This window comes from Chelativorans intermedius, assembly GCF_025398255.1.
Taxonomy (GTDB): Bacteria; Pseudomonadota; Alphaproteobacteria; order Rhizobiales; family Rhizobiaceae; genus Chelativorans; species Chelativorans intermedius.
Genome location: NZ_JAODNW010000025.1, coordinates 38,370 through 48,200 on the forward strand (window position 1 = coordinate 38,370; position 9,831 = coordinate 48,200).

Consider the following 9,831-nt stretch of genomic DNA (forward strand, 5'->3'; position numbering starts at 1 on the left):
GCGTAGTTTGCGTGAGCAAATGGCGGGAATGAAGCAGCCGATGGCGCTCCGGGACAGCGAAACGGTGGACAAGTTCATTGTCGACCGCACAAAGCCACATCGCAACAGCGATGTGGCGCGAGCGGTGCGGCGCACGCGCGAACGTCTGTCCCAGGCAGCCGGCAATCCCGCCTTCGACCGCGAGATGCTGAAGATCCATGCCAGCGCGATCCGGGGCAGCACGCCGGCGGTGCTCCTTCTGGTGCTGGTGGTCGGCCTGGTGGGTTTCGCCGCCGGCATGGGCCGCGAACTGCTTGCATGGATGCTGCTGACCGGCGCCGGCTATTGCGCGCTCTACTTCCTTGCCCGGTGGACGGACAGGGCCGCGCCGGCACAATTGCAAGAAAAGGCGCTCAAGCGCCGTTTCTTGGCTCTCCATTTCGCAAGCGGCATGGGCTGGGCCTATTTCGTCCTTCTCGACTGCGCCAGCTGCGCGCTCGGCCACATTCCCCTCATCACCGCCATCATCCTTCTGATGATCATCGCTGCCACTGCGCTGATTGCCGCATCCCTGCGCGGTGCGCTGGTTACGACCTTCGCCGTGCCGGTGGCCGCCTATGCCGCGCTCCATATCAGACCGCCGCTTGCCGTCGAGCCGATCATGGCGGTGCTGCTCATCCTCTCCCTGCCCTTCTTTTCCTACGTGGCCCATCATCGCAACCGGGCGGCGGTGCTGCTTCTGTCCTACCGCAGCGAGAAGGACGCGCTGATTGCCGAGCTGGAGACAGCCAAGGCCGTTTCCGACGAGGCACGGCGGCGCGCCGAGGAGGCGAATCTGGCCAAATCCCGCTTTCTGGCCTCCATGAGCCATGAGTTGCGCACGCCGCTCAACGCCATTCTCGGCTTCTCGGAAGTGATGGCAAAGGAGGTTCTGGGCCCCATCGAGAACGAAACCTATCGCGAATATGCCAGGGACGTGCACGAATCGGGCCGCCACCTGCTCGACCTCATCAACGAAATTCTCGACCTGTCGCGCATCGAGGCCGGCCGCTACCAGTTGAACGAGGAGCCGCTGGTGCTTTCCGACGTGGTGCAGGAATGCTGCCGCATGATGGAGCTCAAGGCGCGCGCCAAGGACATACGCCTCGTGCAGCAGGTGGAGCCGACCCTGCCGCGGCTTCTGGCGGACGAGCGCGCGATACGCCAGATCTGCCTCAACCTTCTCTCCAATGCCGTCAAGTTCACCCCGTCTGGTGGAGAAATCCGCGTGCGCGTCGGCTGGACGGCGGGCGGCGGTCAATACATCGCCGTGCGCGACAATGGGCCAGGCATTCCAGAAGACGAGCTGCCGGTGGTGCTCGCGGCCTTCGGCCAGGGCTCCATCGCCATCAAGAGCGCCGAGCAGGGCACGGGGCTCGGCCTTCCCATCGTGCAGGGCCTGGCCAATCTTCATGGCGGAGTCCTCGAGTTGCGCTCCAGGCTGCGGGAAGGCACCGAGGCGATTGTCGCCTTCCCGCCGGCGCGCGTGCTCGAAGAGCTGCCCGCCATTCCCGCCGAGGAACACGCAGGCAGGCAGCAAATCGCCTGAAAAGACATCTCAGCCGGCGCGCCTGCGCTTCACCTCCGCCATGCCGAAGGCCACTTCGCCGGCGGCCTTCATCAGCCCTGCCGCCAGCGCCGCCCCCGTTCCGTCACGCCCGCCGGTCCCCAAGGCAAGAAGCGGCGGCAGACCGAGGCGGGCGGCCACTTGGCCGTGCGGCTCGCCGTGCACATCGGCAACCCTGCAGTGCGCAAGGCTGGCAGGATTGAGCGCGTGGAGAACGGCTGCCGCCGCCATGGCCGGCAAGCCGTCGAGAAGCACGGCCACCTTCTGGGTGCGCGCCGCCAGGATGGCGCCGGCAAGCGCGGCAATCTCGCGTCCTCCCAGCCTGCGCAGCGCCTCCAGAGGGTCGGCCAGATGGCCGGCATGGTGGCGAAGCGCCTTCCCGATCAGCACACCGTCTTCGCCCCAGGCCTCTCCCTCGATGCCGCCAAGAGCGCTCAACACCGCCTTGGCCGGCAGGTCGGATGAGCCGCCCACGGCGCCGAGGCACAGAAGATCCGCGCCCAGCGCCACCGCCTCCATGCCGAAAGCCATGGTGGCCGCCGCATCCCGCTCGTTGAGGGCTGCTTCCTCGGTGATGTCGCCGACGGGCACATCCAGCGCGAGGTCGAAGACATTGAGCCCGAGCCCGCCGGCGGCGCACAGATGGCTGATGGGGGCGGCGCCTGCGGCGATGGCCTCCACCCCGGCGCGCACCGCCGCCGCCGGTTCCTCGATGCCCTGGTGCCGCACCACCGCATGAGTCCCGGCAAAAAGGGCGACAACCGGCCGCGTCACCCGCGCCGGCGCATGTCCGCGGACGGCGGCCAGCCACGCAGCCAGCGCCTGAAGGCCGTCCATGCCGCCCTGCCCGCCCATGCCGTCGAGAGAAGGCAATTGGCGTGCAAGGTTGCGAATGTCGTCAAATGGCAGGCCGCTGGTCGTCATGGTCGCTTTCTCCCGAAACCGGCCGTGGCATAAAGCGGAAGGCAGCGCCTGGCAACGGTCAGGAGGCTTGTCATTGCATGCGGGCGGCCCCATCTGGAGCGACAGGACAGGAATGAAGGACGCGATGGAATCTCCCTGTATTCTCGTCTGTTCGATCGACGAGGCGAGCGGCTATTGTTTCGGCTGCGGGCGCACGCGCGCCGAGATCGGCGCCTGGTCCGCCATGACGCCCGCGCAGCGGCGCGCCGTCATGGAGGTGCTGCCGGCCCGCCTTGCCACGGTGGAACGCAAGCCCCGGCGCGAGACGCGGCGCCGGCGGATGGCGCGCGAACGCGCGGCCGGCGCGGACTGAACCATGCAGTTCTTCTGGATTCTCATCGCCGTTCTGGCCGCCGGCCTTCTTCTGCTCATCGCCAATCACGACAGCGGCCAGGTGTTCGGCATCGAGAACGACGCCTTCGCCTCCCTACTGCATATGAGCCTGTGGCTGTCCGTGCTGGTCGTCGGCCTTGTCTTCTCGGTCAGGCGGCGCTCGGCGGCCATGCGCAACTTCGCCTTTTGGCTCATCATCCTTCTCGTGCTGACGACCGGCTATCAGTACCGCTACGAGCTGCAGGACATGGCGAGCCGGCTGACAGCCGGCCTCGTGCCCGGCAGTCCCATGACCATCTCCTCGGCAACCGGCGGGCAGGCGGTGATGCTGGACAAGTCTTCCAATGGGCATTTCGAGGTGCGCATGCAGGTGAATGGAACCACGGTGCGTGCCCTGGTCGACACCGGCGCCTCGGCGACCGTGCTTTCGGCCGCGGATGCCCGGCGCGTCGGAATCGCGGTCGAGGATCTGCGCTTTTCCGTGCCCGTGATGACGGCCAATGGGCGCGCTCATGCGGCCCGCGCCAGGGTCGACACGCTCGCCATCGGCCCCATCGAACGCACGCAGGTGCCGGTTCTGGTGGCAGAACCTGGGCGGCTGGAGCAGACCTTGCTCGGCATGCAGTTCCTGAGCAGCCTGTCGGGCTTCGAGATGCGCGGCGACCGCCTGATACTGCGGGACTAGAGAAGGCTCCAGAAGAAGCGCGCCGAGACGAACAGCGCGAAGCAGCCGAAGCCGATCTCCAGATGACGCTTGTCGAGCGCATGCGCAATGCGCACGCCAAGGGGGGCCACCAGCAATGTGATGGGGATGACCAGAAGCACGGCGATCCAGTTGACATAGCCCGTGGAGGCGACGGGCAATTGCGCAAGGCCCCAGCCGGCCCACATGTAGCCGAGGAAACCGGGGACGGAGATCAGCACGCCCACGCCGGAGGATGTGGCCACCGCCTGATGGATGGGGCGGCCGAACAAGGTCATGAAGGTGTTGTTGAGGATGCCGCCGCCAATCCCCATGAGCGTGGAAAGATAGCCGATGACGAAGCCCACGAGGGAGCGCACGGGATTGCCGGGAATCTCCTCGCCGATCTTCCAGCCTTTCCTGTTGAACAGAAGCTTCAGCCCCACCAGAAAGAGGATCGCGGCAAAGACGGCGCGCAGCCCGGCGCTGGAGATGAAGGCCGCCGTGAGCGAGGCGGCCACCACGCCGGCGGGCACGGCGAGCACGAAGCTGCGCAGAAGCTCCATGTCCACGGCCCCGCGCAGGAAATGCGCCCGGCAGGAACGCAGGGAGGTGGGCACGATGATGGCAAGGGAAGACCCGACCGACAGGTGCATTCGCACCGATTCGTCAACACCCAGAAGCCCGAAGACCTGATAGAAGACCGGCACCAGAACGGCACCGCCGCCAATGCCGAATATGCCCGCCAGCAGCCCTGCCACAACACCGGCCGCCCCTATGGCCAGCGCAAAACTCGCGATCTCGCTTGCCGGCAAATCCATCCCCGCCCTCTCCTCATACCTTGTCGGGAGATTGGCTAGCGCGCCGCGCGTCCAAAGTAAATTGCCGCCAGCCGCAAGCGGCTAGGCCACGGCCTCGCGCTCCGGCAGCCCGACGGCGGCGAGCGCATCTCGCAGCACATCGGCGCCGGCTCCCGGCCGCGTGGCCCGCGTGGACAGGATCTGCCGAAAGCGTCGCGCCCCCGGTTGCCCGTGGAAGAGCCCCACCATATGGCGCGTGATGTGGGAAAGCCGGCCACCAGCCGCGATATGACGCTGGGCATAGGCTGCCATCGCCTCGACAACGGCAGCCGGATCGGCCCTGCGACGCTTCTCGCCGAACAGGCGCTGATCGACATCCGCAAGCAGTGCCGGGGTGTGGTAGGCAGCCCGCCCCATCATCGCACCGTCGAGCCGGAGGAGGTGCGCCTCAACCTCATCCAGACTTTGAATGCCGCCATTTATTCCTATGAATTTGTTTGGGTATTTTTCTTTCAGGCGATACACGCGCCCATAGTCGAGCGGCGGTATCTCTCGGTTCTCGCGCGGGCTCAACCCCGCCAGCCACGCCTTTCGCGCATGCACCCACAGCGCATCCGCGCCGGCGGCAAAGACCGCCTCGGCAAGCCTGTCGAGCGCCTCCTCCGGGTCCTGGTCGTCGACGCCGATACGGCTCTTGACCGTCACGGGAACCTTGACGCGCTCCTTCATCGCCGCCACGCACGCACCCACCAGATCCGGCGTCTTCATCAGACAGGCGCCGAAGGTTCCCGACTGCACCCGGTCGGAGGGACAGCCGACATTGAGATTGATCTCGTCATAGCCGAAATCGGCGCCAATCGCCGCCGCCCGGGCCAGCTTGGCAGGTTCGGATCCGCCGATCTGCAGCGCCACGGGATGCTCCACGGCATCGAAGCCCAGGAGCTTCTCCCGCTCCCCGTGGATGACGGCATCGGCCACCACCATCTCCGTATAGAGCAGCGCCCGTCTGGTAAGCTGGCGATGAAAGAAACGGCAATGCCGGTCCGTCCAATCCATCATCGGGGCGACGGCGAATATTTTCTCTTTGTTTTTCAATGATTTATGATACATTTCGATGGCCTGAACCGTGAACGAACTGTACGGAATTGGATCATTTTGTACGGATTTGTACCGGTTTTGATCTCTTGGTGTACGGAAATTGTACGGATTTCGGAAGCTGTACGGAACATGGCGACCATAGTCAAAACCAAAGAGGGAACCTGGCGAGCGCTCGTTCGCCGAAAGGGAAAATATGCATCGCAGACGTTCCGTCTCAAGTCCCTCGCCAACGAGTGGGCGATAGAAACAGAGCGCTTGATCGACATTGGTGGCGAACCAAGTCATCGGCAAATTCGAGATGCCAAGACTATTGCCGATCTCGTTGACCTGCACGTCTCGGACCTCCACGAGGTCGGGCGTCCCCTCCGACGTTCAAAGCAGGCTGTCATGGAAGCTTTGAAACGTGATCTGGGCACCACCCGGATTAAACGTCTCGACCGCGCGGCTATCATAAAATACGGCCAGCGTCGTGCGAAACAGGGAGCGGGTCCTGTTACCCTTTCCGTTGACCTATCCTATCTTCGGACAGTTCTAACGCACGCAGCTGCAGTTCACGGAATATCGGTCGACACCGAAAGCGTCCGCCTCGCCCGGGCCGCCCTCACCCGGCTTGGCCTCGTCGGCCGATCATTCGAGCGAGATCGGCGCCCTACCGAAGACGAGATCGATGCGCTGCTCGATTACTTCGACAATAAGTCCAACACGATCATTCCAATGGGTCGGATCGTCCGTTTTGCGATCGCCACAGCCATGCGCCAGGAGGAAATCTGTAAAATCGATTGGAGCGACGTCGATCTCAAGAAGCGCGTGGTGCTCATCCGCGACAGGAAAGATCCGCGCCGCAAGGATGGCAACCACCAAAAGGTCCCCCTCCTCAACCTTGCAGGTTTTGATGCATGGCACCTTCTTCTTGAACAAAAGGTGCTAACCGGTGGGAAAGGCCGTTGTTTTCCCTATCACCACAAATCGGTTGGCACGGCGTTTCGACGAGGAAGAAAGGAACTCGGCATTGAGGATCTGCGCTTTCACGACCTGCGCCATGAAGCCACAAGCAGGCTATTCGAGGCAGGCCTGACGATTGAACGCGTCGCGCTGGTAACCGGGCATCGGGATTGGAAAATGCTCCGGCGGTACACCAACCTCAAACCCGAGGATCTGCATCAGCTGCAGACGTCAAAGCAGGCCTCCGAGGAGGAGTTCTTCCGAATGCTCGCGGAGGACTAGGTCTGGTTGCGGGGGCTGTATCATCTTTACCTGCGACCGACCTCTCCGCTTCATCCCATGCTGCTCCTGATGGGGACAGCGCTTCTTCACCAAATATTCGCACAGCAGCGTAGGAAATAGACCCGAGATACGGCTTCACACGCGGCGCTATTTAAACAATCCCACCAACACTAAAATAGCGGGGATGCTGAGGTAGGGCAGCTTAAATGGGCCCGTCGCTCTCGGTCAGTGCTATTCACACCTTGCACCACAAGCTTGGCCTCGGTCCCAATCGCCACGACGTATGTCATCGGAAGCAGGAATGTCGACATCGCCGACATCATGACAAGCTGGGGCCTACTCCATCAGAAGCATAAAGCCGTCCGATCGGCAGTGCCAGCGTATTGGCAAGGAGATTGGGCATCCGATGCGACGAATCGGATAAGACCGCGGTCTTCGTCAATCACCGCAGAGAATCGTCATAGCCTACCCACATGCCTGACCTTCCGCATACCAAACTGCTTGCCCGCAAGATCTCCGATTTCTGCCGCCTCCGTGTCGATCCCGCATTGCCCCCGCGGGACAGCACACGGATCAAAGAATTTCTCCTCTGCCTGATCGCCCAGTCGCAAACACCGCCTCGCAAGGTGCGTGGCTACGATTGGGATGAAATCGCTCTTCAATGCGGCCTTGACAGGGATGTCCTTCGGGGCGCGAGAGCGGTGATCGAACCGGCATTCGACGCAATCGTCCGGAATACGAAAAACCCTACCAATCGCCCTTCCGCCAAGATCCGAACGACAGAGGATTCCAAGCCGCGTCCGCGACGCGGCCGTCCTCCGCGACAGCCAGTGGAAAAGCCAAGCGCTGCCGCGCACATTGACGCGACGGATCGATCAGAACGGCAGCCCGCAACGAACCGGCGGAAGCCCGGCATCAAGCCGCGCGCGATCGAGGAGTTCCCAACACCCCTCTTCGATGACTGGCTCGACCCACCAACCTTTCGGGAGGCACTGGAGCTGCACATGCGTCGCCACGGCGACAGCTATTGGCATCTCCACCGTGCCGTCGTTCGCGATGACGAAAAGTTCGACCATTCCACGATCCGCCACTGGCTGCAGGGAACGAAGGCGCCCCGCAGCGTTGCAAGCATGGAAGTTCTCGGTCGCGTTGAGCGCCGCTATCGCCTCCCGGCGGGCTATTTCAAAGCAAAGCTCCCGCATCAGACGCGGTCGACCTCTGGCTACGTCCTCGACGATATCGCTCCGGCCGAGCGACGGCGGCTCGCCTGGCACCTGCCTGACGATTTCAACACACGCCCCCGCCAGGAACAGGAGGAAATCCTTGAATGGGTTCAGCGCGTCATCATCAGGGGCTCAACAGACTACAGGCGGTTCCAGGCGGCCGCGATGAAGCAGCGCTACGCAATCCGTTTTCCAGGGATCGCATACGGTCAGTCTGACGCTGCGGATTGCCACCGAAACAAATACGAGGAGCAGGACGAAGACAGCACTTCCTTCACCGATCCGGATCTGCGGTCCGGCGTCATCGATGCTCCACCCGTCCTCGCCATGGAAATGGCCGAACTCATCCGGTTCAAGACCGCAACGCTCACCGCATTCGGTCTGCAGCGGAATGGTGTCTGGGGCGAGGAGACCGCATCGCAGAAGGTTGAGCATCTCGGCCTGATGTTCGGGGCATTGGCCGCCCATCCGCGCGGCCCGGTCCGCGGCTACGGCGTGCCGCTGCAACACCTGACCTTCGGCCTTCTCGTTTTCCCCTCCATCTGGGACTGGTATGTGCAATGGCGCGAAAGGCGGCGTGGCTTCTATACGGCCTGGGAGGTGGACATGCTGCGCATTTCGCTCGCCCTCACCCGGAGGGAAACGGGCTGGCTGCGGCAGCATCCTCGTCTCGGATCACGGCTCCGGCCGATCGAAGGACTGATTACGCAGGCGGACATCGACCGCGCCTGTGCCGACTGGGACGATGCCTGCGACGTCTATTTCAAGCATGCGTCCTCCCGCGCGAGGGAGATCCAGCGTGTCGCACGGGTGCATCGTGACCCGTTCGAGCCAATCATGCCGGTATTGGAGGCCGAAAGCCCGGTCGGTGAATATCGGAAGATCACGGAAGAGATCCTCCGGCTCATGCCGGACGAGCGGCTCTATCGTCGCCCGGCGGCGGAAGCTGCCCGATCATTCCTGATGCTGCGCTTCGGGCTGCACCTTGGATTGCGGCAGAAAAACCTGCGTCAGTTGATGGTCTGCGAACGCGGGAAACTGCCGCGATCCGAGCGGCAGCTGGCTGACATGAAGCGCGGCGAGATCCGATGGAGCGAACGAGACAATGGCTGGGAAGTGCTGATCCCGTCGGTCGCCTTCAAGAACGCCAACTCGTCCTATTTCGGGAGCAAGCCGTTTCGACTGATCCTCCCTGACCTCGGCGGCCTCTACGATCACATCGAGGCCTATATCGACCGGCATCGGCGTGTGCTTCTCGGGGGTGCCGAGGATCCAGGCACATTCTTCGTCAAGACGGTGAAGACGACGAGCAAGGACGCTTCGTACGATCAGAACACATTTTATGAGGCCTGGCGCCTGACGATCCAGCGATATGGAATCTATAACCCCTACACGGGACGGGGCGCGATTCCCGGTCTCCTCCCTCACGGCCCACATAACGTCCGCGACGTGCTGGCGACGCATATTCTCAAGCAGACCGGTTCCTATGAGCAGGCGAGCTATGCCATCCAGGACACCCCTGATATGGTCGCGCACCACTACGGTCGTTTTCTGCCGCAGGACAAGGCGGCTCTCGCTGCGCGGATTTTGAACCAGGTCTGGGAAGCGGCGTAGGCGGCTTCGGGCAAGCCGGTGGTAAGCAGCTGCGCCGCATACGAAGCTCGTAAGTTGCCCAGGATGCAAATGGGTTTGACCATCATCTCGGACAGGAGAAAGCTCAGTCAACGGACTTAGGAGTTCGATTCCTTCATGACACCACGTTGGCACGGCCAGTATAGGGCCGGAAGCGGAATTGACCTGCCCCCAAGAAACTGGGCCATTCAAAAGGAGAGTTTGTTCTCTTAACGTTCGAAGCAACAAGGAGAACAGACGATGCGCAAATCACGTTTCACCGAAGAACAGATTGTCGGGATCCTGCAGGAG

8 protein-coding genes are annotated in these 9,831 nt (G+C 62.9%); 5 read left to right on the forward strand and 3 right to left on the reverse strand.

Annotation, left to right across the window (positions count from 1 at the left end):
* The first annotated feature begins 40 nt into the window (after positions 1–40).
* The gene (locus tag NYR58_RS17115) at positions 41–1,567 is read left to right on the forward strand and encodes a sensor histidine kinase (RefSeq protein ID WP_261522380.1); all 1,527 of its coding nucleotides are present in this window, start codon (positions 41–43) and stop codon (positions 1,565–1,567) included.
* 9 nt (positions 1,568–1,576) lie between these two features.
* Here the strand turns inward: NYR58_RS17115 and NYR58_RS17120 are convergent, their stop codons facing one another.
* Positions 1,577–2,509: a nicotinate-nucleotide--dimethylbenzimidazole phosphoribosyltransferase gene (locus tag NYR58_RS17120; protein ID WP_261522372.1), complete on the reverse strand. Its 933-nt coding sequence runs from the start codon at positions 2,507–2,509 to the stop codon at positions 1,577–1,579.
* A 124-nt stretch (positions 2,510–2,633) separates the two neighbouring features.
* Here NYR58_RS17120 and NYR58_RS17125 point away from each other — a divergent pair, with 124 nt between their 5' ends.
* Positions 2,634–2,861 carry a DUF1289 domain-containing protein gene (locus tag NYR58_RS17125; protein ID WP_261522373.1) on the forward strand — a complete coding sequence of 76 codons (228 nt, stop codon included), beginning with the start codon at positions 2,634–2,636 and terminating at the stop codon, positions 2,859–2,861.
* 3 nt (positions 2,862–2,864) lie between these two features.
* On the forward strand, positions 2,865–3,566 hold the full coding sequence (locus NYR58_RS17130) for a TIGR02281 family clan AA aspartic protease (RefSeq protein WP_261522374.1): 702 nt from the start codon (positions 2,865–2,867) through the stop codon (positions 3,564–3,566).
* On the opposite strand, the gene NYR58_RS17135 is transcribed toward NYR58_RS17130, so the two are convergent.
* Both NYR58_RS17135 and dusA read right to left on the reverse strand, forming a co-directional pair.
* Positions 3,563–4,384, reverse strand: coding sequence for a sulfite exporter TauE/SafE family protein (locus NYR58_RS17135; protein WP_261522375.1), 822 nt, complete (start codon positions 4,382–4,384; stop codon positions 3,563–3,565). The two genes, NYR58_RS17130 and NYR58_RS17135, sit on opposite strands and share 4 nt — an antisense overlap.
* An 81-nt stretch (positions 4,385–4,465) precedes the next feature.
* On the reverse strand, positions 4,466–5,473 hold the full coding sequence (dusA, locus tag NYR58_RS17140) for a tRNA dihydrouridine(20/20a) synthase DusA (protein ID WP_261522381.1): 1,008 nt from the start codon (positions 5,471–5,473) through the stop codon (positions 4,466–4,468).
* Between the two features lie 375 nt (positions 5,474–5,848).
* On the opposite strand from dusA, the gene NYR58_RS17145 reads away from it, so the two are divergent.
* Together NYR58_RS17145 and NYR58_RS17150 are read left to right on the forward strand one after the other, a co-directional pair.
* Positions 5,849–6,685 carry a site-specific integrase gene (locus NYR58_RS17145; RefSeq protein ID WP_261522376.1) on the forward strand — a complete coding sequence of 279 codons (837 nt, stop codon included), beginning with the start codon at positions 5,849–5,851 and terminating at the stop codon, positions 6,683–6,685.
* Positions 6,686–7,158: 473 nt separating this feature from the next.
* Positions 7,159–9,522: a hypothetical protein gene (locus tag NYR58_RS17150; RefSeq protein WP_261522377.1), complete on the forward strand. Its 2,364-nt coding sequence runs from the start codon at positions 7,159–7,161 to the stop codon at positions 9,520–9,522.
* Positions 9,523–9,831: the final 309 nt, after the last annotated feature.

Coding starts and splice junctions, on each gene's coding strand:
- NYR58_RS17115 (WP_261522380.1), top strand. CDS start 41: ATGGCGCTCCGGGACAGCGAAACGGTGGACAAGTTCATTGTCGACCGC.
- NYR58_RS17120 (WP_261522372.1), bottom strand. CDS start 2,509: ATGACGACCAGCGGCCTGCCATTTGACGACATTCGCAACCTTGCACGC.
- NYR58_RS17125 (WP_261522373.1), top strand. CDS start 2,634: ATGGAATCTCCCTGTATTCTCGTCTGTTCGATCGACGAGGCGAGCGGC.
- NYR58_RS17130 (WP_261522374.1), top strand. CDS start 2,865: ATGCAGTTCTTCTGGATTCTCATCGCCGTTCTGGCCGCCGGCCTTCTT.
- NYR58_RS17135 (WP_261522375.1), bottom strand. CDS start 4,384: ATGGATTTGCCGGCAAGCGAGATCGCGAGTTTTGCGCTGGCCATAGGG.
- dusA (WP_261522381.1), bottom strand. CDS start 5,473: ATGTATCATAAATCATTGAAAAACAAAGAGAAAATATTCGCCGTCGCC.
- NYR58_RS17145 (WP_261522376.1), top strand. CDS start 5,849: ATGGAAGCTTTGAAACGTGATCTGGGCACCACCCGGATTAAACGTCTC.
- NYR58_RS17150 (WP_261522377.1), top strand. CDS start 7,159: ATGCCTGACCTTCCGCATACCAAACTGCTTGCCCGCAAGATCTCCGAT.